We start from the raw sequence: 26,599 nt of genomic DNA on the forward strand, positions 1-26,599 counted from the left end.
ACTTACAGCGCTATATCCGATCAGAAGGGTGGCAAACGGGCCAATTCTGAGGGCGGGACGGGTCAAACTGAGCTGTCCTGGCGAACAGCAGAGAAAGGCCATCTCTTCGCTTATTGTGTACAAATTGTTACACGGATGACGATTCCGGGCAACAATCCGGCTCTCTTTTGGCCGGATAATGGAAGCGGATATTCTGGCATTGAATTTACGGCTTAAGTGTCTGACAACAGTGAATGTATTATAAACCATTTAAACAGTCATGTCATGGCAACTGAAGTAAAAGGGAAAAATACTGTCATCGTTAACCCGGTTGAACAATATCCTCAACCTGAATTTATCGAGCAGGAGCAGGAGCTGCCAGGTTCAGAGCAGAAAATGACGCCCAAGCCGGATCATGGTGAGAACACCTATAAAGGAAGTGGTAAACTTACCGGACGAAAGGCCATCATTACAGGCGCAGACTCCGGAATAGGAAAGGCGGTAGCTATTGCTTACGCCAGGGAAGGAGCTGATGTACTGATCTCCTATCTAAATGAAGAAGAAGATGCAAAAGAAACCGCTGCTTATGTAGAAAAAGAAGGCAGAAAGGCAATTCTTTTCCCCGGCGACATCAGCAGTGAGGCACATTGCAAGGAGATGATCGACAGGGCGGTACGCGAGTTCGGCGGACTGGACATCCTGGTAAACAATGCGGCCTTTCAGGTAGCGCACGAATCGCTGCAGGAGATCTCCAGCGAAGAATGGGATCAAACGATGCGGGTGAACGTGACTTCCATGTTCTATCTATGTAAGGCGGCAGAGCCTCATCTGAAACCAGGCAGCGCTGTCATCAATACAACTTCTGTTAATGCATACACTCCCAGGCCCACGCTCATTCCTTACACGGTGACCAAGGCGGCTATCCAGAACTTTACCGCTACGCTGGCCCAGCTATGGGGCGAGAAAGGCATCCGGGTGAATTGCGTAGCGCCGGGACCAATCTGGACGCCATTGATACCTGCCAGCTTTTCAGCAGAGCAGACAGCGAAGTTTGGCGCAAACACACCGATGAAACGTCCCGGTCAGCCGGCGGAACTTGCGGCAGTGTATGTTTTACTGGCATCCCAGGAGGCAAGTTATATGTCGGGCGCTACTGTACCGGTTACTGGAGGTATGCCGACTATCTAAACGGGTATCTGCATGTCTACCAGGTGACGGGGTAAGCGTGACCTGCTGCGCATGGAAACAGATATGTGAGCGGAGCATTTGTAGGGCGATAGTAACCAGCGCTGATCCGAATGAACCTAATAGAGAATCATTAGGTGATTGGGGCTTCTATGGGCCCGAATACTCAGGTAGTATAGAATCAATAGTACGCAGACTGACTAAAAAGGAAACGTCTATCAGAAAAGAGAGAAGATACCTTTTTAGTCAGTCTGTTTTTGTATTAGTGTAAGATAAATCCCATCGTTGGGTGGTTAGGATCTTCATAATCATTCATTACCCCTTCACGGCTTTCTTCGGCGAAGATCATCCCTGAGCGGTTGTTATCATATTTATGCCAGAGCGGACGGCCTTTTATGAAATCTACCCAATATTGATGTATCAGCGCGGCCAGTGGAATATTAGTCGGTGCACCGTGACCAGGTTCATACCAGACGTATTGTAATTCTTCTGCGTGGGTGGCAGGAGTGCCTTTGTTGGGCTGTTCAAAAGAGTACATCCATGTTGGATAGCCACCCGCCACCAGTGCTTTTGCGAGACGGTACGTATGCAGCTGATACATGTACCTGCTTAAGGTGATCACAGCAGCTGTATCGCGGGGGAGGTTCCGGATGGATTGCCACGCTTTGTAACTGTATTTAAAATTGTCCCCAAACCAGTCGCTCAATACCGTTGAATCGGGGGTATACAGCCGTTTGTCTATATTCATGAATAGTAGGGCTTCCGCTTTGTTTGTGCCTAGCAGCACCCTGACATTTTTATTCCGGTGATGCCTGATGTATTGCAAGGCATCCTCTTTGATCAGCATGCCATCCTGAACAGGACCGAAATAATTAGTTCCTTTAGCGCCTCCGAGAACTTTGGCCTGTGCCTCTATCAGGGTGGCGGTTGGTAATTGCAGGAGCTCCGCAGGATTGCTAATACCGAGTGTATCCATCAGGCGTTTACGGATGGTTTTCGCTGTGAGCGTATCGCGGATGCAGTTGACAGCGCCGCTTTCCAGGATAAGCTGACTGAAATGTCCTTTGGCAGCGGGAGTCGTAAGTAAGCAGGAGATCAGTTTGGCGCCTGCTGATTCCCCGATGACTGTTACACGGGACGCATCTCCGCCAAAAGCTTTGATGTTCTCCCTGATCCATTTAAGGGCCATGATACAGTCCAGCAATGCGTTGTTGCCCGCCGTCTGATAGCCTGGTACATCATTCAGGTATAAGAAACCAAATACGCCGAGCCGGTAATTGATGGTAATAGTAATGATGCTGTCATTATGTGAAAAGGCATGGCCGTTTTGTCCGATACCACTCCCGCCGGTCATACCGCCGCCGTGTACCCATACCAGTATGGGCAATCTTTTAGCAGGTTTTAAAGCAGGCGTGTATATGTTGAGTTGGAGGCAATCTTCTTCACCTCTTACTGTCCTGGTGTCTCCTGCATATTGGGCCGCTACAGGCCCAAACTGCGTACAGGAAAGTGTATCCTTCCAGGCTTGCACTGGCTTTGGTGCTTTGAAGCGCAGATCACCTACGGGCGCTGTTGCAAAGGGCACGCCTTTAAAAACAAAGATGCCTTTCTCCTGTATGCCGCGGATGTATCCACGTGGCGTTCTGACAACTGGCTGTTCCTGTGCGGACGCAGTACCACACAGCAACAATAGAAAGCAGGAACTGGTGATTGTGAGTGCAACTCTTATGGCAGCGAAGCAATTCATAACAATAATAATTGAACGCGTCAAGATAAGGATTTGGGCTGACTTCTTTTTCACAGACTTCTGACGGAAGTGTGCGGCAGAAGAGGGGCATTTTTTTATCTTGCGGTAATAATAAATGTAGTTGTTCCTGCGTACTGAATAGAAGCACTTATATAAGAGTGTATCCCTTGCAGAAGGTTGCAAACTTTCAAGTGCGGAAATTGATACAGTTGATACTATATGACGTCCGCGCTCGGGTAGACGGTTTCGCTTTGGGTTACAAGCCTGGCTTCGCGCAGGGGCAATCGTTGTACACACGTTTTCTGTGTTCACATAAACCAGCTTCGTCATTCGCTGTAATCGGCTTCGCGCAGGTGCCAGTGTTTGTAGACGGGGATTACCGTGGCGAAACAACGATACTGGCGGGGCGGGTGACCGGCAACGTGGAAGCTGCTGAGTAGGATGTTTCGAATTGATTGTAATATAGTGGCTTATGCATGCCGAAAGGATGATGGAACCGGATTATTAATTATTATAAAAGCATTTTAATATTTTTGTTGCAATCGATTGCCTTTTTACTACATTTGTATTGACGAACTATATTTCTGTAGAAGAGTTATTCCCTTTCGAACCAAATCTAAATCGAACATTTAAAATCATTCCACGCATGACTAATTCACTTAACAAAACTGTTATCAGCAGCTCATAGAATGCAAACGTTTGCACTCTAGAGACAGACTATCATGATGACGCGTCGGTAAAAGCCGGCAAGGGCCTTCTTTTGTCTTAATGGTCGGAAGAATATCGCGCAATCCTTTTATTGTCTTATCGTTATTTAAAATCATTCCACGTATGAAAAGTTCAATCAGCAAAACAGTTATGAGCAGCTCCTAGCATACAAACGTTTGTATGCTGAAAAAGGGCTGTTATGATGACATGCCGGTGAAAGCCGGCAAGGCCTTTTATTGTCTTAAATGCCGGTAGATAGGGCCTAAGCCTTTTATTGTCTTTTATGCCGTAGCACACGGCACAAGCCTTTTATTGTCTTTAAATACCAACGTTATGACTAATCATTTACTCCCAATGGGACTGGGGGTACGATGGCTCTATGCCAGAAGTATTCTGCCTGTTCTCCTCCTTTCAGCAGGATCATTTACACATGCTGCAGCAACTACCTTACCAGTGCCAGCCACGATTTTTTTTCAGGACACTACACAACAACGGATCATTAACGGGCGCGTTACAGATGTGAATCAACAACCATTACCGGGTGTCAACGTATCATTGCAAGGTACTTCCACTGGTACCGCTACGAATGAAGGCGGTTACTATACCCTGCGTGCAACTAAGAGCAAAGGTATACTTGTCTTTTCCTCTATGGGATTTCAGAAAAAAGAAATTCCCTTTTCCGGTCAGGCTAAACTTGACATGATACTGGAACCAGATCAGAAAGCTTTGGGGGAAGTGGTCGTAGTAGGATACGGCACACAAAAGAAAGTGAACCTTGTAGGTTCCGTTTCTGTCGTAAAGATGGATGAGAAGGTTACCAACAGGGCATTGCCCAATACATCTTCCGCCTTGTCTGGACTTGCGCCGGGACTGGCGGTAACACAATCTTCGGGCATGGCGGGCAACAATGCCGCAAGCCTGATCATCCGTGGATTGGGTACCGTTAATAATGCCAGTCCGCTGGTAGTAGTAGACGGTATGCCTGATGTTGATATCAACCGTATCAACATGAACGATATAGAGACCATCTCTATATTGAAAGACGCTACGTCTGCTGCTGTTTATGGCTCGAGGGCGGCGAACGGGGTCATTCTCATCACCACCAAATCTGGGAAAGGACAAAAGAAAACAGCCATCAATTTCTCTGGCGGCTATGGTGTTGAAGTACCCACCCGCTCATACGATTTCATGGCTGATTACGCACGGGCACTGACTTTACATCAGCGTGCAGCCGCAGTGAACACCCTCAGAGAGTACTATAATTTTAAAGACGGTACTATCGATCAATGGATGGCTATGGGCATGGTAGACCCATTACGCTTTCCCAATACAGACTGGTGGGAAGTGATCATGCGTAATGGTAGTCTGCAGAATTATAATCTCTCGGCATCAGGTGGAACAGAGAACTCCAACTTCTTCATCTCCGCAGGTATTATGAATGAAAAGGGTTTGCAGATCAACAACGACTACAAACGATACAATGCCCGTTTCAACTACGACAATAAACTGCGTAAAAATATGAATGCCGGTCTGCGCTTCAACGGCAACTGGTCCAAGTATACATATGCGCTGGCAGATGGCTATACCGATGATGACGCTTCCAATACGGCAGGTTTCGATCTGCAATATGCTATTGCCGGTATTACGCCTTATGATCCGCTAACGGGATATTACGGAGGTGTAATGGCTTATAATGAGGATCCACAGGCATATAATCCCTACACCGTGTACCAGAATATGCTGAACCGCCAGAACAGGCAGGAGGCGAACGCGATGGCCTACTGGGACTGGGAACCCATAAAAGGACTGACAGGACGGGTGGATTACACGCTGAATTACTATAACCAGTTCCGCTGGAACGCCAATATTCCCAACCGTTCATTCAACTTCCAGACGGGCACCTTCGGCAGTCGCGTATATGTGGGCGAGAACGCCGGCGTGGGTAACTATACCAATACCGGTTATAAAACAATGCTGAACGGACGCCTGACCTATCAGCACAGCTTTGGTAGCAACCATGACATCAGCCTGTTGGGCGTATATAGCGAGGAATTCTGGTATGACCGCTACCAGGGCGCCGGGCGTAATGACAGGTTGTATCCCACCTTACATGAAGTGGACGCCGCATTGACAGACATACAGTCGACCGGTGGAAACTCCAGTACGGAAGGCTTGCGCTCTTATATCGGTCGTGCGAACTACACCGCTTTTGGCAGGTACCTGCTTGAAGCGAGTTTCCGTTACGATGGTTCTTCGCGTTTCCTGCCTGGACACCAGTATGGCTTTTTTCCCTCCGGTGCGCTGGGCTGGCGCTTTACGGAAGAGCCGTTCATCAATCCTTTCACAAAGCGTTTCCTGAGTAACGGTAAACTCCGTGTTACTTATGGCGCCCTGGGTAACAATAGTGGTGTAGGCCGTTATGAACAACAGGGTACGCTGGCCGCCAGCAATTACATGATAGATGGTACGATCGTGAAAGGTTTTGTGAACCAGAAGATGGTGAACAGGGACTTGTCATGGGAAACTACCAAAGTGCTGAACATCGGTCTGGACCTCGGCTTCTTTGACAACCGTCTGACCACTGAGCTGGAATACTATAACCGTCTCACAAGTGGCATGAACCGTCCGTCGGAAATGTCTATTCTTTTGACGGGCGCATATAGTGCACCACGCAGAAACATTGGTAATCTGCGTAACCAGGGTTTTGAACTCAATCTCCTTTGGTCGGACCAGGTAGGAGAGCTGAAGTATGGGTTGAACCTGAATGCATCATACAATACTACCAGGCTTGAGAAGTGGAATGAGTTCTTAGGCCGGGGATGGGTATTCCTGGATATGCCTTATCATTTCCTGTATACTTATGAGGATGTGGGCATTGCCCAGACCTGGCAGGATGTGTATAGTCACACGCCACAGGGCGCATCTCCCGGAGATATTATCCGTAAAGACCTGAATGGCGACGGACGTATAGACGGTAATGACATGCGGGCGTACCCCAATGTGCAGCGTGACAGACCTACTACTATGGCGGCACTGAATACCAACTTTTCATGGAAGGGCATTGACCTGTCTTTCCTCATCACGGGAGCTACGGGACGCAAGGATTTCTGGATCAACAACTACAACAATATCAACTTCGGTTTACAGCGCTATGCTTCGAGCTGGAACCACTGGAATAATCCGTGGTCGGTGGAGAACCGGGACGGTGAATGGCCCCGCCTGGGAGGTAGTAACAACAGGGTGGAGACCAGTTTCTGGCTGGATAATCTCAGTTATATCCGCTTTAAGAATATCATGCTGAGCTACAGTTTTCCGAAGAAGTTATTGGACAGGATCGGTATCGCCAACTTCCGCATTTATTGTGCCACGGAGAATATTGCAACGATCACCTCTTTCCGCGGACTTGACCCGGAGCTGACGGGAAACAGAAGTAATGCTTACCCGCTGAACAGATCTTATGCGGTAGGTTTAAACATGGGTTTATAAATGTAATGATCATGAAACAAGCAACTGTTAAAATATATTTCGCTGGTGTGTTATGCCTTAGCGCTTTCTTTGCCAGCAGCTGTATGAAAGACCTGCTGAACAGGGAACCGACCACTGAGTTGGGAACTGCTTCCTTCTGGAAAACAGAGGCAGATGCAACCTTTGCGCTGATGGGCGCCTATGCCGATATCAGACCGCTCTTTGACCGTGATTACTATTTCGACGGACAGGGAGAATATATCAGGACCCGTGGCACCAGTACTGCCAGCGGCAACCTGCAGAGAGGTGATGCCTATAATGGCGGTGATTATAGTCCTTCGGGTTATGGCGACAACTTCGACAAAATGTATGAACGTCTGTATGGCGGCGTGCACCGTGCCAACTATGTGATTGAGAACGTCAGGAAGATGCTGCCAACTGCCAGTGAATCTTCCTTGCCGCAACTGGAAAGAATAGTGGGAGAAGCCCGTTTGCTCAGAGCAATGGTGTACTTCCGACTGATCACCATGTGGGGAGATGTGCCCTATATCGATCATGTAATCTATAACAATGCGGAGGTAGCTAACCAGGCCCGTACGCCGCTGGCACAGGTGAAAGATTCTATTCTCGAAGACCTCACCTATGCTTTTGAGAAACTGCCGGCGAAAGCACCGGAGCTGGGACGTGCTTCGAAACCGGCAGCACTGGCATTTCGCGGTAAGGTACAATTGTACTGGGCCTGCTGGAACAAATTCGGCTGGCCGGAACTGGATACATTCACCCCGGATGAAGGTGCAGGTAATGAAGCTTACAAGGCCGCTGCTGATGACTTTAGTAAAGTGATCAATGACTATGGACTCACGCTTTTCAGGGGTGGCGAACCCGGTGAATGCGATGAGCTGGGGAAAGCAGACAAACTACCGAACTATTATTACTTGTTCACGCCCGTTGCTAACGGCGATGCTGAAATGATCATGGCCTTTACACATGGCGGTACAGGCACAAACCAGGGGGAAGAACTGATGCGCGACGTAGCCGGCCGGTCCCATGAAGGTTCACAATGCTGGGTGTCTCCCCGGTATGAGATTGCAGACAGGTACCAATCGACTATTACAGGCGATTTTGCGGACAAACTGATTCCCATGAACGCAACCACTCCTGGTGCAAGAACAGCCCCTAATTCGGCTATAAACCCCCAAAGCTATGCTAACCGGGACTACAGGATGAAGTCTTCCATTATGTGGGATTACGAGGTGAGTGTGGGAATGATCTCCCTGAAATCGACCGGATGGGTGCCGTTCATTTACAAGACCTGGAATCAGCCTGTGACCATCAACGGCGTTCAGTACACCAGCTACAATACGGATGGCTGTAACTCGGGTTATGTGCTGCGTAAATTCCTCCGGAATACTGCTGGTCTGGGCCGCAGCGATGGTACCTATAACTATCCTGTTATGCGTCTGGCAGACGTTTACCTGATGTATGCGGAGGCTACGAACGCGGTGAATGGTCCACAGGCGGATGCCATTGCACTGGTGAACAGGATACGCCACCGCGGAAACCTGCCACCGCTGGCTGCAGATAAAACAGCCAGTAAGGAGGCATTCTTCAGCGCTATTGAACAGGAGCGCATTGTGGAGCTGTTCGGAGAGGGGCAACGTGCATTTGACCTCCGCAGGTGGAGAGCCATTGAAAGGGTATGGAACCCACCTTACGGTAATGGCGTATGGCGTATCGATACTTATGGCGCACAGGCGTCCCGTTATTTCCAGAACATGTCTGAGCGGGAGTACCAGCAATGTTACATTTTCAGGATCCCACCGGGCGAACGTAACAGGAACCCTAACCTGACACAGAATACGCCCTGGTTATAATTACCTAACCTGTTAAAATCAAGACAAATGAAAAGATATTCCTCTATCATATTATTACTGCTCCTCGGCGCTTTCGGCTGGATGGGCTGCAGCAAGGAAGACCCTATCGATGAAGATGGTCTGCTGATCACTACCCGGGCGGAATGTTATGTCAGCAATTTTGAGTTGCTGGGTGCCGATTTCCAGACAGTGCGCACTAAGAATGCTGTAATAGATACAGTGGCCTGTACTGTCAATGTCACTGTTTTTTTTGGCACGGACCTCAAAAACCTGTATCCGCAGTTTACGCTGGTAACGGATGCGAAGCTGGACCCGAAGATCACCGGCTTTACTGATTTTTCTGATCTGGCTAATCCCAGGACCTATACGGTTATTTCGGGCAACAGGAAGGTGAGAAAGACCTATAAGGTGATCGTAACGGTGCAGCCAAGGTAGTATTTACAGTTAAACATGTTTTTTATGAACGCTGGATATTTTAGATATACACTATGGTTGTTCTCGCTCTGCCTTTCAATGGTAGCGTGTAAGGACGACAAATACGCTATTCCTGAGCCTAAGAACGAGCTGCAGAATGACTGTATCAAAAGAACGCTCGGACCTAATGTGGCAGGTCTGAAGATTGAGTTTGCTTATGCAATAGCGCTTCCTGCTGCCAGGGGGAAGATCGTATCGGCACAGGTAGAAGCCTCCATTGCAGGAGATACTGCCACTTACCTGGAGAATAAGTCTTATTATACAAACGGCAGTGGTGAGGATGTGGGCATTCCTATCGGTGACCCATCTGTAAATGAAGGCCCTGTTACCAGGGTGGCATTTACGAAAGACACCAATGCGGTGACGCTGAGGTATTATTATGTGATCCCCAAAGCTGCGCGGGGAAAAGAGGTGAAGTTCACTTTCTCGGCTAAGAGTAGTAATGGGGAAACGGTGTCGTATGTAATGGGGCCGTATACCATTTCCAATATGGATATGGTGCTCGATCTGCCAGTGAAGAACGGGGAAGCCTGTTATATCTCCATTGCAGATATGGCTGTCTATAACACAACGGATGCTGCTACGAATGCAGGCAAAGTAGATCTTGTATACTTATACAGGTCTATCTCCGGTGTTTCCTTTAATCATGCATTGGTGGCGCCGGCGGCTGATACCGCTTATCTGCCCGGTGTGGTATTGCCTGCGGGTGTGAACAGGGATACGAAGATCCGTAAGACGTGGAACCTGCGCGACTTCCATCTTGCACGTCTGCAGTATGGTGTTTATATTGACGACCTGGATTTCCAGCAGCTGGATATGACGGGCGCGCCTGATTATGCGATCAATCTTAAGACAGAAGCGGGCGCCTGGATTGAGACAGCTGACGGGAAATACCGTGCTTATATTTTTATGAATAAGGTGGATGATGGCAAAAAAAGCGCCACCATCAGTATAAAACGTTACACGCTTAAATAAATAGATGTTTTTTATGAGAACGCCTGCAATAGAGGTTTGTATACTGTTGATCCTGGCCCTGCTGGTATGTGTCAGCACTTTGAAGGCGCAATCGCCGCCGGAGACTTTCCTGATCAAAGCGGGAAAGCTGCTGGAAGCAAAACGGAGGATTGCCCGGCAGGAGCCGGCTATGCAGCAGGCGCTGGCAGAACTGCTTTCCATAGCTGACCGGTCACTGAAGAACGGGCCTTATTCTGTAGTATATAAAGATAAGGTGCCACCCAGTGGTGACAAGCATGATTATATGAGCGTCGGGCCATATTGGTGGCCCGACTCCAGCAAAGCGAACGGCTTGCCGTATATCCGTAAGGACGGACAGGTCAACCCCGAACGCTATGCCATCAAAGATGATGAGTACCAGAATGCCATATCCCGGGATGTATATTTCCTGGGATTGGCCTGGTTCTACACTGGCGACGAAAGGTATGCAGCTCATGCTGCTGGCCTGCTGCGGACGTGGTTTCTCGACCCTGCCACCAGGATGAACCCGAACCTGAATTACGGACAGGCAATTCCTGGTATTACAGAAGGCAGGGGAATTGGGCTTATTGATACCCACAATGTCACCATGCTGATAGATGGTGTACAGTTGCTGAAACATTCGAAATCTTTATCTGCTGCCGAGTACAAGGGCATCCAGGAGTGGTACAGAGAATTCCTCCTGTGGATGCGTACCAGCCCCATAGGGAAGGATGAGGCGGATGAAATGAATAATCATGGTACCTGGTATGATGTGCAGCAGGTCGTGATTGCACTGTTTACCGGTCAGCGGGAATTGGCCCGGCGGATGCTGGAAGAGCAGACCAGGAAACGGATAGACCTCCAGCTGGAGGCAGATGGGCGTCAGCCGAAAGAACTGGCCAGAACACTTTCCTGGAACTATTCCCTGTTTAATTTGCGGGCCTTCTTTGAACTGGCTTTACTGGCCGAGAACGTGGATGTAGATCTCTGGCATTATGAAAGTCCGGACAAGAAAAGCCTGAAGAAAGCATATACCTGGTTGCTGCCTTATGCAACGGGAAAGAAAGACTGGCAATACCAGCAGATCAAACCGAAGCATGATGAAGAGTTTCTTGAGTTGTCGGAGGTGGCTGCCAAAAAATACAGGGATATAGATCTGGCTGCATTGAGAGCGTTGCACAAGGACTTCCGGAATAATTTATTGTTGCTCACAGATTGGGCATATTAACAAAACAAAGGTCTCATGAAAACATATACCGTTTTAACCTGCATGCTGTTATTGCTGGGGAGTGAGTTATTGGCACAGAACCTGTTAAGCGGCCGGTATACCTCCGCGCAACTGGCAGACAAGCTGATACCTCAGGCAAAATGGGAGCCCTTCCCACACCTGGAAAACCGGGTGGGATGGGAGAAGGCTGATCCTGCTATTGGGGCGGCTATTATAAAAAAGGCAGAAGGCTTCTTGAACTATGAATGGCCGGGCATTCCCGCTGTGAAATCATTACTCATTATCCGCAACGGGAACCGTACAGAGTACCAGGACATCAGCAGTAAAAAAAGAGAAGTATTAGGTACGCTATTACTGGCGGAGGTGTATGAACATAAAGGCCGGTTCACTGACCAGGTGGTGAATGGCGTATGGTCTATCTGCGAAGAATCTTTCTGGGGCGCCCCTGCGCATCTGCCCAGGTCTTTCGACGGGTTGATGGATGTATCCGCACCTTTTGTAGAGCTGTTTTCAGCGGAGACGGCCACATTACTGGCATGGGTGGACTACTTCCTGGGACAGGAACTGGATAAGGTATCTCCCCAGGTGAGAAAGCGTATCTATTATGAAACAAACAAGCGCATCTTCGAGCCACTGATGACGAAACCTCATGGGTGGATGGGATCGAGTGGTAGTGGCAGGCGCCCCAACAACTGGAATCCCTGGATCTGTTCCAACTGGCTGAATTCTGTGTTGCTGCTGGAGAAAGATGACAGCAAGCGGGTAGCGGCAGTATCAAAGCTGCTGGGTGTACTGGATGCATTCCTGAATCCGTATCCAGCCGATGGCGGCTGTGATGAGGGCCCGGGCTACTGGGGCGCAGCGGCAGCTTCGTTATATGATAACATCTCTTTACTGAACCTGGCTACCAACAATGCCTTTGCATATGTATATGCTGATAAGAAAGTGGCAGAGATGGGCCGGTTCATCTACAAAGCACAGATCAGTGAACGGTACTTCCTGAACTTTGCGGATGCGGACCCTCAACCGGGGATGGCCGCGAGTATGATCTACCGCTTTGGTAAGGACATAAACGATACGGCTATGATGCGTTTCGGGGCTTATTACCTGAAGAACGAGAACCCGGCCTCTGTGAGAGGGTATCATTATTTCAGACACCTGTTCGTATTGTTCATGCAGGATGAATTGCAACATGCGGATAAAGGGCTGGTATTACCGGGTGATGTGTGGTGGCCGGACCTGCAGGTGATGATAGCCCGGGATAAAAAAGGAAGCACGGATGGATTTTTTGTGGCTGCCCAGGGAGGGCACAATGACGAGAGCCATAACCATAATGATGTTGGGAATTATGTTGTATATCATAACGGATTGCCGGTGCTGATAGATGTGGGACGCGGTACATACACGGCCAAGACTTTCAGCAGCAAGCGATATGACATCTGGTACAACCGTTCAGACTACCATAATGTCCCTACGGTGAACGGTTATCCGCAATCAGCCGGTAGCAGGTTCAGGGCGGAAAAGGTGGTGTACAGCAGCAGCCCGGCTGCCAGTACCCTGGCAATGGATATCAGCGCTTCCTATCCGGAGAAGGCAGGTATCAAACAATGGCAGCGGAGCATCCGCCTCAACAAAGGGAAGAACGTACAGATAGAAGACGTGATACAGCTGGCGGGAGATGGACAGGTAACGGAACATCTGATGACCTGTTACCCCGTAGAAGTGGTGAAACCGGGTGTATTGGTAATACACCGGAAGGAGGGAAGCGGATCAAAGGATTTTTATCTGCATTACCCGGCAAAGGAGCTTGTGGCGCGTGTAGAGAAAGTACCGCTACAAACAGAGGAGGATAGAGGCGTGCGTCAAAAGTGGGGCGATAACATTTACAGGATCAATCTGGAGGGAGCGGTGAAGACAAAGGGCAAACTGAAATTTCTCGTGGAAGCTATGTAGAATTTTAATAAAAAAAGAACCGGCAGGTTTTCACCTGCCGGGTTTGCATTAATTCACTATGACTACCTGTTATGATTACACTCTTTTACTTATTTACCAACTATACCAGCTAATTTTTCTGACAGTTGACTCCCCTTCAGATTTCTGGCAATAATATTTCCGGCGCCGTCTATCAGCACGTTCTGCGGAACTGCAGTAACGTTATAAAGTTCAGCAACTTCGTTTCTTAAGAATTTCAGATCGGATACATTGTAACCGGGCATTCTGTCTTCATTCATCGCCTGGATCCATGGCTCCTTGCGTTCTTCCAGTGCCACGTTGATCACGATCACGTCTTTCGCAGTGTACGCTTTCAGGATCTGTTTCAGCTGCTGATTTTCCAGTCTGGAAGCGGCAGACCAGCTGGCCCAGAAGTTCAGGAGCACTACTTTTCCTTTGAAGGAGGAAAGTGTTACCCTGTTACCATTAGGATCTTTGTGAGAGAAGTCGGGAGCTGGAGCGCCAACGGCAGTCTGTTTTGCTACCTCGATCTTTTTCAGGTATGCCTTACCTTTTGCAGATGATTTTGTATGATCGGCCAGTGATTTGAACAGAGGTTCAACATCACGGTAGTCGATAAATGCACCTGCGTATTCTTCAAGGATATCCAGGCTGATATACATCTCAGGATGCTGCTGGATAAACTCTTTCATTTTTTGTTTCCTGAAGTCCATTGCAGCCCGGAAATGCTCCATATATGTGCTTTTAGCAGCAAGTGCTTTTTCCGATACATCATTCTGCAATGTGTTGGATGATTCGGTGGTCAGCAGTGTCAGTTTTTCTTCTGCATCTGCCATGAACTTCTGATAAGTTTTGTAATCATCCTGTGAAGCAGATCCGTTAGAATCAAAGTTAGAAATGCTTTCATCGGATGTTAACCACACGATTGAACCTGGTTCTACGTAGAGATGAGCAATATCCTTTGCATTAAAGAAAGTCTGTGGTTCTCCGTCCCTGCTTACAGTCAGCAGGATGTTGGTAGGATAGTCGACAGGTTTGTCGAACGAAAAGTTACCATTATCAACATCTGCAGAATCGTATACGCTTTTGCCATCGTAAGTGTAACCAATATACACCTTGGCTGGCGCCTGTAATCGTCCGAGCTTTCCTTTAATCTGAAAGGATTGCGCCATTGCGGGCATAGTTATGCAGCAGGCTGCAAGAACCATTAAGCTTCTGTTCATCTATTTTACCTTTATTATTATGTACCTTATAATTATGGTTACACGAATTATTAACCCAGATTCAAAATTTAAACGCGCATTGTATTGAATGAACCCTTTGCATATAAGACAACATTTAATACCCGATATGCGTACAAGGGTTAAAAAAAAAATTAAAGTATATGGACAGGAAAAGTGAAGTCGTAGATATTATGAGTAAGCTCAATGTGGGTTGGAGAAATACATAATTGATTTATTATATGGAAGTTATGAGGCTGGTAACCGGGTTAATGGAGTCAAAACACTCAAAGAAAAATATTTTGCCACGGATACCCGTTTAGGTTATTAAGTAATTGATATTCAGTAGAGAAAAAATTTTAGAAAATATTTTCAGAAAGCCGCCCAAATTATTTTGTCCTCATAACGAATAAAAGTTGTTTTTAAATATAAAAAATTGTTAAATTGTAGTAGAACCTTGAACCTTTATTATTATTTAAACGAAAACTATCCCTATGACGAAGCGCGCATTGAACCTATTTCTTATTGTTATTATGGCACTGTCTTCCTTCATTTCAGTAGCTAAAGCAAGTAATGACAGACCTCCTTTCACCGAAATCGGATACCAGACTGACGGCAATTATTATTATACCTTTTACGTTGACCTGTCTAAAGATGGGCCTAACGCTATCGCTTATATACAGGTGCAGAAAAATTCCACGGGAGAGGTACTGAAACTGGATAATTTCAGTGGCAAGGTGATGTTGCTGAATCCTGTGAAATTCAGTATTAAAGATAAGGCCACTGTATCATTCTATGATGGGAACAAACTAATTTCCAAAGATCTCAAAGGCGCTCTTGAGGGTAGTGTAAAGCCCTGATCATTGCTATATAAATATAAATGTCCCGTAACCGGTTACATAGTAATCCGGTTACGGGAATTTATTGCTTAATGCTAAACTATTGCAGAAGGAAGGAGGCCATCAGAAAATATAGTATAAATCGCCCAAACAAAAAAAACGAAATGCTTTGAGTTTTTCGTAATCTGCCGAACTTATTCGACGTTATAAAGACCGCTTATGAGAGTCCGCCTGCCGATGTACCGGAAACCCCGCAGCTGAAGGAATGAGCCGGCAGGGAACCACGACGCACTGTTAACTGTTAAATAAGCAGACATGACCAATAGCACGTTTACCACCAAAATCTGAAAATCGCGGATCACAAGATCAGTAAAGGAAACTGTAGCATTTTTTATCAATCATCATCATATCTAAATCGAACAAGCTATGCTTCTACCCAAATCCAGCTTGCTTGTGTTGCTATTTCTATGTAGCACACTGGCACTATTTGCGCAGCAAAACATTTCAGGTAAAGTTAAGGACGCCGTGAATGGCAGGCCTATTCCCGGTGTGACTATCAGAATACAGGGCACCAACAGGGGAACGATCTCTGATGCAAGCGGTGCTTATAATTTATCCGTTCCCTCCAACGCTTCTCTTCTTGTCTCTTTCACCGGGTACAAAACACAGACTATCAAAGTATCGCCAGGCAGTTCGTCCCTGGACATTACGATGGAAGAAGACTTCGCTAAACTGGACGAAATCGTGGTAACCGGTCTGGCCACTACTGTCAAAAGAAGTAACCTGGCCAATACCGTGGTCACCATCAATGCGAACCAGCTGTCTGGTACTGCACCTGCGCAGACCTTCGACGCTGCGTTGAGCGGCAAGGTTCCCGGCGCATTGATCACGGCCAACTCCGGCGCTCCCGGTGGTGGTATTTCCGTGAAAATGAGAGGTATCACTTCCGTATTCGGTAACTCGCAGCCACTGTATATCGTAGATGGTATCTTCTTCAATAACAGCAGTATCCCGGCAGGACTGAATGACGTAACCGGTGCTGCTACTGCAGGTAACCCCAACAACCAGGATAACCCCTCCAGCCGTATCGCTGACCTGAACCCACAGGATATCGAGAACATCGAGATCCTGAAAGGTGCCTCTGCTGCCGCCCTGTATGGCGCGAAAGCTGCAGCCGGCGTGGTGATCATCACTACTAAAAAAGGAAGGGCCGGTAAAACAAGGATCAGTGTAAACCAGGAAACAGGGTTTGCTAAAGTAAGGCACCTGATGGGCGTGCGTACTTTTACCGCCGAAACAGCTGCAGATCTGGCTGGTCCGGCTTCCAGTCCTGACCCTACCGTAATAGCCAGACGTGCGCAATACGCGGCGCAATACAACGCCGCTAAAAGCGCTGGTAAGATCTTCGACTATGAGAAGGAAATGTACGGAGAAACAGGTCTGATATTGAATACCGGCCTGTCCCTGAGTGGAGGTGGAGACAGAACCACATTCTATATCTCCGGCAACCGCAGGCAGGAACAGGGTATCGTTAAGAATACCGGTTATTTCAATAACTCTGTCCGCGTGAATATCGATCACAGGATAAGCGATTATATATCCCTGGGTGTCACTACCAGTTATATTCACTCCGATGCTGACAGAGGGCTGACGAACAATGATAACAACGGTGTGACCTACGGGGTAGCTTTATCATCTACCCCCGATTTTGTGGACCTGTTCCCGAATGCGTTGGGTGAGTATCCGCGCAACCCGTTTGCAGCATCCAATCCGCTGGAGACGCGTGATAAAATGAAAAACAATGAGCTGACCAACCGTTTCGTAGGTGGCGCTAACCTGGAGATCCGCATTCAGCAGAACGACCGTTCGTCTACTAAATTCATCGGCCGTGGCGGTGTGGATTATTTTAACTATAAAACAGCTGCACTGTTCCCACGCGATCTGCAGTTTGAGGAGAATGCCTTACAGGGACATTCCATCCAGGGTAATACCAATAATACAAACACGAACTTAGGCGGTTTTCTGGCCAATACTTTCACGCCAAACGAAAACATTACCCTGACCAGTACTGTAGGTGCTACATTGGAAACTGGTTTCATGGACAACATCGTAACAGTGGCCACCAACCTTGTGGCAGGCCAGAGCAATCTCGACGCGAGCGCCAATACCGCTACCCGCCAGTTCAGGCAGAAGTACCGTGACAATGGTATCTTCATACAGGAAGACCTCTCACTGATCGATGCTGTTACGCTGAGTGGTGGCGTACGTTTTGACCGGTCTACCAACAACGGTGACTACAAGAAATATTATGTATTCCCTAAAGGTGCCGTTTCCTGGAACATTGCGAAAATGAAATTCTGGAACACGAAAAATGTTCAGAACCTGAAGATACGTGCAGCCTATGGACAGTCTGGTAACGTACCCCCATACAGCAGTAAATTCACCGGTATGCTGGGAAGTAATATCGGCGGATATCCCGGTATCCTGGTAGACAACCTGCTGGGTAATCCCGACATCAAACCGGAAAGACAGTCTGAGTTCGAAACAGGTCTGGACGTAAGTGTACTCGACGGCAGGATCAGCCTGGAAGCAACCTATTACAACAAGCGTATCCAGGATGTGCTGCTACGTCATGCATTGCCAGGATCTTCCGGTTATGCGAACGAGTGGAAGAACAGTGGTGACCTGAAGAACCAGGGTATTGAGCTGGGACTGACAGCTATTCCGATCAACAATAAAAATATCCGGTGGTCTTCCTCTATCAGCTGGTGGCGCAACCGTTCAAAGGTGACAAAACTGATCATACCTCCTTATGCGATCGGCGCCTTTGGTAACTCACTCGGTACTTTCTACCTGGAAGAAGGACAGCCGGCTACACAGATCAAAGGAACTGTGGGCAGCGACCTGAAACTGATCGGTAATTCAGAACCTAAGTTCCAGATGAGTTTTTATGATGAAGTGACATTCCTGAAGAACTTCACGTTACGGTTCCTCGTGCATTGGAAGAAAGGAGGCGATAATATCAACCTCACACAATTGCTGACTGACCTGGGTGCTACTTCATTTGACTATGACGACATCTTGCATGGCACCAAAGCAGGCGTTTACCGCACCGGTGCAGGCGATGCTTCTATTTATGTACAGGATGCATCTTATGTACGTATCCGCGAGATAGGGCTTTACTATAATATACCGTTGAGAAATACCAATTTCATCAAGGGTGTACGCCTGGGCGTATCGGCCAACAACTTCTTTACCTGGACAGATTATGTAGGGTATGACCCCGAGGTGTCCAACTTCGGAAGTAATACCATCACTACCTCTACAAGCCGCGGTAGTAATGGTTTATCTACCGGTGTGGATGTTACACCGTTCCCTGCTTCGAAAAGAGCAAGCTTCCATGTTGGTGTTGATTTCTGATCATTTTCTGTCTGTTAAAAATTATTACACATGAAGAACTATTTCTCAATTATAACTACCGCCTTTTTCCTGCTGATCATGAGTGCATGTCAGAAAGGGGAAATAACCAGTCTGAATACGCCTGTAGTAGGTGGTATTATTAATAACCCTACCCGCAGCGACCTGTTTAACCTTGTAACAGGTGCCGAATCGGGTATGCGTAACCACTATGCTGTTTACCTGGATGGGCTGGGTGCTATCGGCCGGGAAATTTATCGTTTCTCTGGTTCTGAACCCCGTTATACTACCGATATTCTTGGCGGTGGTAGCAGAAGGCTGGATAACAATACTTTCTACCTGACAAATCCCTGGGGCGCCCGTTACCAGGTGGCCAGGCAATGTTTCATTCTGCTGGATGCCATAAAGAATGCCCGTACTGAGATTGCGTCAGACGTGCAGAAGAAAGCCTTCTCCGGGTTTGCCAAGACGCTGATCGGTTATCAGTTGCTGTTGAACATCAATATGACTGATTCCAATGGCGCCCGTATTCCGGTGGCGAATGGCGCAACATTAGGTCCTGTGGTGACAGATCCGGGAAAGGTGATGGACACTGTGCTGCAATTCCTGGAAGACGGTAAAGCAGACCTGACAGGATCAGAAGTAATGTTCCCGCTGTCAGATGGTTTTGCCGGTTTCAAAGATGCAGCCGGTCTGCTGAAATTCAACCGTGCGCTGGCTGCCAGGGTACACATTTACAGGAAGAACTGGGCGGGAGCATTGGCTGCCTTGAACGAGTCTTTCTTTGATCTGAACGGCGCATTGAATACAGGTGTATATCATTACTTCTCTACAAATGGTGGCGACCTGGCCAATACGCTATTCATACCACCAAATAATACCGGTGAGGTAAGAGGTGCACATCCATCCTATGCAACAGATATTGTGCCCGGAGATGACCGTATTAGTAAAACCGCGCAGCGTAATGCAGCTTTCAGTCAGAACGGACTGACCGCTACACGTGATGTGGTGATCTGGAGCTCGCTTAATTCACCGGTGAGCATTATCCGCAATGAGGAATTGATCCTGATCTATGCAGAAGCAAAGCTGCAGAGCGGAGCTATTCCTGATGCTATTGTTGCCCTGAATCGTATCAGAACAGCACATAACCTGACACCATATGCAGGTGGAATTTCACTTGCTGCATTGACAACAGAACTGTTGTACAACAGGAGGTATTCGCTGTTCATGGAGGGACATCGCTGGATAGACGTTAGACGTTATAACTTATTGGGCACCCTGCCGAAAGACAGACCCGATGATGATGTATGGGCACGGTATCCGTTGCCGCAGAACGAGAGCAATTTGTAGTTTTAGTCAGCAACAGCGCCGCAGGGGATACGTCTTCTGCGGCGCTGTTGTATTTATCATGTGACCGTTATGACTCCCACTGTCCGGAATAGCCTTATACGATTTCCCTGATAACTTCGATCTGTGTATCTGTTATAGATATATTCTTTTCTTGTAACTGTCAACCGATAGTCATTTAACGCTTCCCGTAAAATAATTTCCGGATTGCGTAAACTGTTCCCTTTTCGTCAGGTCAACTTTGCAGTTTAAACTTTCTATCAACCTAACGTTAACGGGAATGACCAGACATTTACTTTTCCTTAGTTTTTTATTGCTGTTGATCCATGTTGCATCCGCACAGGCTGTAAAGGATAATAATGGCGCCATCAGCGGAACTGTCACTACCAGCGATGGTAAACCAGCTTCCAATGTGACTATCAGGATTGAGCGTACCAGGTGGGGTGGTATCAGTGACGAGAAGGGGGAATTTATTATTAAAAATGTAAGACCGGGCAACTGGCAGCTGAAAGTGTCAGCAGTGGCTGCTGTGGCTCAGGAGAAATCAGTAAATGTGGCTGCAGGCGAAACGGTGCATGTTGAATTTACTTTAAATGAGAACTCGGCGCAGCTGCAGGAGATCATCGTATCTTCCACTAATCCGAATAAGGAGAACAGAATTGTGGCGAAGATGCCGTTGCGCAATCTGGAGAATCCGCAGGTATATAACACTGTGTCTTCAGAGATCATAAAACAGCAGGGTATCACGAATTATGACGACGTATTCAGGAATATACCGGGCATCACCCGTACCTGGGAATCCACTGGAAGAGCGAATGACGGCGCCTCTTATTTTGCGCTGAGAGGTTTTGACGCACAGCCGCTGTTATATAACGGATTACCGGGTATTACGAGTGGTAATCTTGATCCCGCAGATATTGAAGAGATACAAGTCATTAAAGGGCCCTCAGGTACACTCTTTGGCGGCGCCTTTTATAGTTATGGCGGGATGATCAATACCATCACCAAAAAGCCTTATTATGATTTTGGTGGTGAAGTGGGTTATAACATCGGCAGTTATGGATTGAATCGTTTAACCGCAGATGTGAACGCACTTTTGAGCCGGAAGAAAAAGATCGCTATGCGTGTGAACACGGCGTATCATTCTGAAAACAGTTTCCAGGATGCAGGTTTTAAGAAGTCTTTTTTTATTGCGCCATCATTGGCCTACGAAGTGAACGATCAACTTTCCTTCCAGGTAATGGCGGAGATCCTGAATGAAGAAAGAGCGGTAGCTCCGGTGTTCTTCCATTCAGACAGGTTTACGCCATTGAGGTATAAGACTATCGAAGGGCTGAATCTGAATAACGATCTGTCCTTTACCAGTAATGATCTGACCATGAAGAATCCACGTTACAATCTGCAGGCGCAGATGATGTACAGGATATCTGAACAATGGACGTCCCAGACGGTTATCTCAAGAGGAAGTATAAAATCTAACGGGATCTATACCTATATATGGGATGATATTGCCGGGGATGACTATTTCGATCAGTCCTTTCAAGACCAGCGTCAGACTATCACTACAACAGATATCCAACAGAACTTCAACGGCGATTTCAAGATCGGTAAGTTGAGAAACCGTGTACTGGTAGGATTGGATTTCTTCCACAGAAATATAATTGACAATAGTTCCGGTACTTTAGGCGGGCGGTCTGTAACGCCACAGGGTGATATCCGTTATTATGTAAATCCGGAGACCCTCGATACGACTGCTCCTGTAAGTTTGTCAATGGCCGCGATTGATAATTTGCTGGCAGGGACAGACGTCAGCAACAGTAATATCTCCAATAGCTCTTATAGCGCCTATTTTTCTGATGTGCTGAATATTACGCCAGGATTATCAGCTATGGTGAGTCTCAGGGCAGATTATTTTGATTCCAAGGGAGAAAAGAACACTAAGGATGATGATTTTGACCAGTTTGCGCTGTCGCCCAAGTTTGGTCTTGCATATGAGCCTATCTTGAATAAGCTTTCTGTGTTTGCGAGTTACATGAATGCCTTTATCAATGTGGCTCCCCGCCAGGTATCGGATGAAGATGGCAGTAATGTGCGCGTGAAGACTTTTAAACCGGAGCATGCCAACCAGCTGGAGTATGGTGTAAAGGCCAATCTGTTTGAAGACAGGGTACATGCTACCTTCTCTGTGTACGACATCAGCGTATCGGACAGGGTGTACCCTGACCCGGCGAATGCTAAGAATGTTATTCAGGGTGGTAAGGTAGGCAGTAAGGGATTCGAACTGGATATTAATGCAAACCCGGTGAAGGGATTCAACCTTACAGCTGGTTACAGCCATAACAGCACGAAAGTGAAAGAAGGTGATCCCAAGGACTTTTATTCCGAGCCAGGCAGGGCTCCCGGTGGACAAGGGCCACAGGACCTGGCCAACATCTGGGCTAACTATAAAATTCAAAGTGGTAAACTGAAGAATTTTGGTATTGGTGTAGGTGGTAACTATGCCAGTCGCTATAAAGTGATCGACAATGCCACTACCGGCGACTTCTATCTGCCCAGTTATGCATTGTTGAATGGCGCAATTTCTTATAATTCGCAGGATTTCAGGACTTCACTAAACGTGAACAACATCACCAATGAGACATATTACATCGGTTACTGGTCTGTGAACCCACAGCGCAGAAGGAACTTCACCGCAAGTTTCGCGTATAAATTCTAATGTAGACTTCATCCATAGATAGATAAACAGAGGCCGCCTCCATAGAAAGAGGCGGCCTCATTTATCTTATGCCATGTGAACGTTTTACTGAATCACTATCTTATTGGTGATTGTGTTGTGACCGTTTGTGATCACTACGATATAGAATCCTGCAGGGATGCCGGCAGTTGAAACGGTTATTACGCCAGTGCTGGCGGTTTTAGTGGCAACTGCTTTCTTATTGATATCCAGAATGGTTACGCGTACCGGTTGTCTGGCATCCACCTGATCCAGCCTTACGATAAAGGTGCTACCCTTCACTATTGGATTAGGATACACGGAAGCAGTGGCTGCTTTGGTTGCAGGCGCTACTGTTTGTGCTATGGCGGCTAACCTTGCAGCGCTCACTGTCCCCCAGTTGAAGGTTTCCCAACCCTGTATAGAAGGACGGTTACAGTTCATTGCCTTTTCGCCGTTCTCAGAGCTTACGTACATACCGTTGTTGCCCTGGAGGGAAATCGTATTATCAGCATTGACGATCCAGGTGAACTGTTCCCAGCCCTGGATAGTGGTGCGGTCGCAGGTCATAGCAGCAGCCCCGTTAGCGGAAGTTACATACTTGCCCTGGCTGCTCAGTGCAATCTTACCGTTGCCGGCATCTACTACCAGGAATTGTTCCCAGCCCTGTACTTCAGGACGGTTACAGTTCATAGCTGTTGTACCGTTCTCTGAGCTCACATACAGGTTGTTTGAACCCTTCAGCCAGATCGTTTTACCGATAGGCGCTTTTGAAGGCTCATTTGGATTCTGAGGATCAGTTGGAGGATTGGTACCATTGCAGGCGCCTACCACTGCCCACGCAGAGCTTACACCCGGAACGTCGGCAGCACCTGCCCACCAGAGGTTACGGTAAATGGTACTGTTGTAACGCACTAAGGTACCAGCGGTGGCATAGGTCTTTGCCGCGCTCCACAATGGCAGGCCCGCACAACCTTCAAATGTCTGGGAGTTCCATACAGCGAAAGTAATGCTGGTCACTACAGAATCCTTACCAGGGCGGATACCCACGGCAGTAGCGGTGTAGGAGTTATAGGCTGATGGCGTCCACTGTACAGAAGTACCTGCCAGTCGCTTGCCATCTATCTTGATGAATACCTGTGTGATCTCACCAAGTGGATCATTTTTAGATACGGATAAGGTAATAGGTGAAAGAGAGCTTACATTCAGAATGCCACTGGATGGCGCTGTGAATGTGAGAGAAGCGATCTTGCTGCACTCTGTATTATCAATCACGAAAGGACGCATGTTAGCGCAACCGCAGTTGGATGCGTTGTTACCGCCATTCAGCTCAATGCTTACAGCTTTAAGGCCGGCATAACGCTGATAGTGGCCTATACGGCTGAGCACTTTAGTATTTTCAGTACCGCTGCCGCACTCGATGCCTCCATTGATGATATTGACGGTAGCACCAAAGCCGGGGCGCAGACCTAAAGCTGTCTGCTCGGCGGTAGGCGTCCATTTGCCGGGGATCATTACGTCGTGGCAGGAAGGTTTTGGATACTGTTGTGTCATCCAGAACCAGATACCTGTTTCGAACGCGATCACACCATCCTGGATCACCTTTTCAGGATTAGCCAGCAGTACGTTCTTATCACCGAAGATAAACTCACTGGCCTGTCCATAGTTGTAGTTGTAACTCAGCTGAATAGGACCACGGCCATGGTAAGACTTACCTGGAGCGGCCGGATATGTGGCATCGTTAATAACGTAACCGATGTTGTTGGTGTTTTCAAAACCCTGTTCTTCGCGGAAATAAAGTCCCCAGGCATACTGACCGCCAGGTGCTGTAGGCCAGCCGCCGGTGGTTTCCTGTGAAATGTTTGCCAGGAAAGCGCAGAGCTCACGCTTGCGTGCGGCGAGATCGCCTTCGCCCGCAAAGGAGGCATAGTCCACCGTTTCCGTCAGGATGTTGTTGGTGGAAATGTTGAAGTCCACATCCGTGCGGAACACTATGGAAGCCCCCGTGGTCTTGTCAACACGGGTAAGACGATACGCATTCGTACCGCAACGTCTTTCCACAATGATCTTAATGTTGCTCATGCGGCGCACTGCTTCCGCAAAGTTAGCATAGGAATAAAAATCCTTTTCAGCAGTTGTGGGTGGAATGCCAGAGCCGGAGCGGTCGTCCGGATTATAACGGTGAGGGAACAAGGTGTTCCATTCAGATGCGGCCAGCACATCGCTAAAGCTCTGTGCATAGCCATTGTTGGTGGCAGCGATGCAGCAGAGAATGAAAGTTACGACAAAGCTCCGCCTGAACCATCTGCTGACGGCGGACTGTAGGGAGAGGATTTTCATGGATATACTATTTGGTTTTCAGTGAATAGTCAAATAAATGAAGTGGATTTTTATAGTGAATACGACATGGCCTGCCCGCTACAGGAGTTGTGTGCAGCGGGTTGTAGCAATGATTATTTTGAGTAATGCAAATGATTATTCTGAGTAAAATAAAAGTAGGCTCTCTTTTCGCTTACGTCATGTTTGTTGCTGGTGTCTGTTTACTGGCACTGGGAATATATATTTATCTGCGAATATTGCCTGCTGTGATGAGCAGCCAGGCGTGTACGCATACTATGACGTACGAGTTACCATCTGGTACCTGTTAGGGAGATAAATTTTTTATGTATGCGTTCTCTATTTTTTAGGATAGTTTGTGCTGATGTGATACCTGTCTTCCATATCCCATAGCCTTGCGCCGCCTTTAATTCCTTCTTTGTTGGTGAAAATGTGAATGTTATCGTCCAGTGGCATCGTCAGTTCGTCGGCACTTCCACCGCCGATATACAGCCGATCGTAATTGAAGACGGTTTTCAGGATATCCAGCACGCGTTCCATCCTTTTGTTCCATTTCTCTTTGCCTTCTTTTTCCAGGGCCTTATTGCCGATATATTCGTCATAATCGTGTTCCCGGGTAACAGGGTGGTGTGCCAGCTCAAGATGAGGCAACAGATACCCATCTATCAGTAGCGCTGTGCCAAATCCGGTGCCTAATGTAACAGCCAGTTCATATCCTTTACCGCTGACTACGCCAAGGCCAAGCTGGTCAGCATCGTTGACAAGTCTAACCGGTTTACCCAGTAAGTCAGCAATTTGCTGACCGAGGTCGATATTCTTCCAGTTCGGGTTGCCGAGGTTGGGAGCGGTATAAACGATGCCATTGCGCACATATCCGGGGAAGCCCACAGAAACCTTGTCATAGGCTGGCATTTCCCTGACTAATGTGGCGATGGTCTCCAGTACATCCGCCGGCTTCGCATTCTTCGGAGTGGGGAGCCGTTTATATTCCATCTGCCATTCGCCCTTGCTGTTGAGGATAGTGCCTTTGATGTGTGAACCGCCTACGTCTATCGCTAAAATGTGATCGGATGATGTCATTGTTTACCGGGATTACGATGATTGAAAAACCCTGCGTTTCATTACGCAGGGCGTTTCG

At 47.6% G+C, this 26,599-nt stretch carries 15 protein-coding genes; 11 read left to right on the top strand and 4 right to left on the bottom strand.

Translation table 11 applies throughout. The annotated features are described in order from the left end of the window. The first annotated feature begins 264 nt into the window (after window positions 1-264). On the top strand, window positions 265-1,167 hold the full coding sequence (locus tag L3C95_RS19465; protein ID WP_236390204.1) for an SDR family oxidoreductase: 903 nt from the start codon (window positions 265-267) through the stop codon (window positions 1,165-1,167). Between the two features lie 259 nt (window positions 1,168-1,426). On the opposite strand, the gene L3C95_RS19470 is transcribed toward L3C95_RS19465, so the two are convergent. Beyond that, entirely contained in the window at window positions 1,427-2,911 is a 1,485-nt protein-coding gene (locus L3C95_RS19470; RefSeq protein ID WP_236390205.1) for a carboxylesterase/lipase family protein, read from the bottom strand. Window positions 2,912-3,952: 1,041 nt separating this feature from the next. Here L3C95_RS19470 and L3C95_RS19475 point away from each other — a divergent pair. From L3C95_RS19475 to L3C95_RS19500, 6 genes are read left to right on the top strand one after another with little or no spacing between them, the layout of a single operon-like run. Then, window positions 3,953-7,105, top strand: a complete 3,153-nt coding sequence (locus tag L3C95_RS19475; protein ID WP_236390206.1) for a SusC/RagA family TonB-linked outer membrane protein — start codon at window positions 3,953-3,955, stop codon at window positions 7,103-7,105. Window positions 7,106-7,116: 11 nt separating this feature from the next. Next, window positions 7,117-8,958: a RagB/SusD family nutrient uptake outer membrane protein gene (locus L3C95_RS19480; protein ID WP_236390207.1), complete on the top strand. Its 1,842-nt coding sequence runs from the start codon at window positions 7,117-7,119 to the stop codon at window positions 8,956-8,958. A 27-nt stretch (window positions 8,959-8,985) separates the two neighbouring features. Then, entirely contained in the window at window positions 8,986-9,393 is a 408-nt protein-coding gene (locus tag L3C95_RS19485; protein WP_236390209.1) for a hypothetical protein, read from the top strand. Between the two features lie 24 nt (window positions 9,394-9,417). Then, entirely contained in the window at window positions 9,418-10,407 is a 990-nt protein-coding gene (locus L3C95_RS19490) for a DUF4466 family protein (protein ID WP_236390211.1), read from the top strand. Window positions 10,408-10,420: 13 nt separating this feature from the next. After that, the gene (locus L3C95_RS19495; protein WP_236390212.1) at window positions 10,421-11,635 is read left to right on the top strand and encodes an alginate lyase family protein; all 1,215 of its coding nucleotides are present in this window, start codon (window positions 10,421-10,423) and stop codon (window positions 11,633-11,635) included. A gap of 15 nt (window positions 11,636-11,650) precedes the next feature. Beyond that, a complete protein-coding gene (locus L3C95_RS19500; protein ID WP_236390213.1) occupies window positions 11,651-13,588 on the top strand; it encodes a heparinase II/III family protein in 1,938 nt (645 codons plus the stop codon). An 89-nt stretch (window positions 13,589-13,677) separates the two neighbouring features. Here L3C95_RS19500 and L3C95_RS19505 read toward each other — a convergent pair whose 3' ends face one another. Continuing rightward, entirely contained in the window at window positions 13,678-14,760 is a 1,083-nt protein-coding gene (locus L3C95_RS19505) for a TlpA disulfide reductase family protein (RefSeq protein ID WP_236390218.1), read from the bottom strand. Window positions 14,761-15,302: 542 nt separating this feature from the next. On the opposite strand from L3C95_RS19505, the gene L3C95_RS19510 reads away from it, so the two are divergent. The 4 genes from L3C95_RS19510 to L3C95_RS19525 all read left to right on the top strand — a co-directional run bounded on the left by L3C95_RS19510 (window position 15,303) and on the right by L3C95_RS19525 (window position 23,127). After that, a complete protein-coding gene (locus tag L3C95_RS19510) occupies window positions 15,303-15,668 on the top strand; it encodes a hypothetical protein (protein WP_236390226.1) in 366 nt (121 codons plus the stop codon). A gap of 405 nt (window positions 15,669-16,073) precedes the next feature. Next, the gene (locus L3C95_RS19515) at window positions 16,074-19,067 is read left to right on the top strand and encodes a SusC/RagA family TonB-linked outer membrane protein (RefSeq protein ID WP_236390228.1); all 2,994 of its coding nucleotides are present in this window, start codon (window positions 16,074-16,076) and stop codon (window positions 19,065-19,067) included. A 30-nt stretch (window positions 19,068-19,097) separates the two neighbouring features. Further along, window positions 19,098-20,414, top strand: coding sequence for a RagB/SusD family nutrient uptake outer membrane protein (locus L3C95_RS19520; protein WP_236390229.1), 1,317 nt, complete (start codon window positions 19,098-19,100; stop codon window positions 20,412-20,414). 277 nt (window positions 20,415-20,691) lie between these two features. Continuing rightward, window positions 20,692-23,127: a TonB-dependent receptor gene (locus L3C95_RS19525; protein ID WP_236390230.1), complete on the top strand. Its 2,436-nt coding sequence runs from the start codon at window positions 20,692-20,694 to the stop codon at window positions 23,125-23,127. A gap of 84 nt (window positions 23,128-23,211) precedes the next feature. On the opposite strand, the gene L3C95_RS19530 is transcribed toward L3C95_RS19525, so the two are convergent. Together L3C95_RS19530 and L3C95_RS19535 are read right to left on the bottom strand one after the other, a co-directional pair. Beyond that, window positions 23,212-25,464, bottom strand: a complete 2,253-nt coding sequence (locus tag L3C95_RS19530; RefSeq protein ID WP_236390231.1) for a glycoside hydrolase family 19 protein — start codon at window positions 25,462-25,464, stop codon at window positions 23,212-23,214. A gap of 336 nt (window positions 25,465-25,800) precedes the next feature. Beyond that, window positions 25,801-26,541, bottom strand: coding sequence for an ROK family protein (locus tag L3C95_RS19535; protein WP_236390232.1), 741 nt, complete (start codon window positions 26,539-26,541; stop codon window positions 25,801-25,803). Window positions 26,542-26,599 lie beyond the last annotated feature (58 nt).

The sequence above is a fragment of the Chitinophaga filiformis genome (assembly GCF_021646545.1).
In the GTDB taxonomy this organism is placed as follows: domain Bacteria; phylum Bacteroidota; class Bacteroidia; order Chitinophagales; family Chitinophagaceae; genus Chitinophaga; species Chitinophaga filiformis_A.

What these genes read in the sequence shown, in the direction of transcription:
- L3C95_RS19465 (WP_236390204.1), top strand. Translation starts at nt 265, where the DNA reads ATGGCAACTGAAGTAAAAGGGAAAAATACTGTCATCGTTAACCCGGTT.
- L3C95_RS19470 (WP_236390205.1), bottom strand. Translation starts at nt 2,911, where the DNA reads ATGAATTGCTTCGCTGCCATAAGAGTTGCACTCACAATCACCAGTTCC.
- L3C95_RS19475 (WP_236390206.1), top strand. Translation starts at nt 3,953, where the DNA reads ATGACTAATCATTTACTCCCAATGGGACTGGGGGTACGATGGCTCTAT.
- L3C95_RS19480 (WP_236390207.1), top strand. Translation starts at nt 7,117, where the DNA reads ATGAAACAAGCAACTGTTAAAATATATTTCGCTGGTGTGTTATGCCTT.
- L3C95_RS19485 (WP_236390209.1), top strand. Translation starts at nt 8,986, where the DNA reads ATGAAAAGATATTCCTCTATCATATTATTACTGCTCCTCGGCGCTTTC.
- L3C95_RS19490 (WP_236390211.1), top strand. Translation starts at nt 9,418, where the DNA reads ATGAACGCTGGATATTTTAGATATACACTATGGTTGTTCTCGCTCTGC.
- L3C95_RS19495 (WP_236390212.1), top strand. Translation starts at nt 10,421, where the DNA reads ATGAGAACGCCTGCAATAGAGGTTTGTATACTGTTGATCCTGGCCCTG.
- L3C95_RS19500 (WP_236390213.1), top strand. Translation starts at nt 11,651, where the DNA reads ATGAAAACATATACCGTTTTAACCTGCATGCTGTTATTGCTGGGGAGT.
- L3C95_RS19505 (WP_236390218.1), bottom strand. Translation starts at nt 14,760, where the DNA reads ATGGCGCAATCCTTTCAGATTAAAGGAAAGCTCGGACGATTACAGGCG.
- L3C95_RS19510 (WP_236390226.1), top strand. Translation starts at nt 15,303, where the DNA reads ATGACGAAGCGCGCATTGAACCTATTTCTTATTGTTATTATGGCACTG.
- L3C95_RS19515 (WP_236390228.1), top strand. Translation starts at nt 16,074, where the DNA reads ATGCTTCTACCCAAATCCAGCTTGCTTGTGTTGCTATTTCTATGTAGC.
- L3C95_RS19520 (WP_236390229.1), top strand. Translation starts at nt 19,098, where the DNA reads ATGAAGAACTATTTCTCAATTATAACTACCGCCTTTTTCCTGCTGATC.
- L3C95_RS19525 (WP_236390230.1), top strand. Translation starts at nt 20,692, where the DNA reads ATGACCAGACATTTACTTTTCCTTAGTTTTTTATTGCTGTTGATCCAT.
- L3C95_RS19530 (WP_236390231.1), bottom strand. Translation starts at nt 25,464, where the DNA reads ATGAAAATCCTCTCCCTACAGTCCGCCGTCAGCAGATGGTTCAGGCGG.
- L3C95_RS19535 (WP_236390232.1), bottom strand. Translation starts at nt 26,541, where the DNA reads ATGACATCATCCGATCACATTTTAGCGATAGACGTAGGCGGTTCACAC.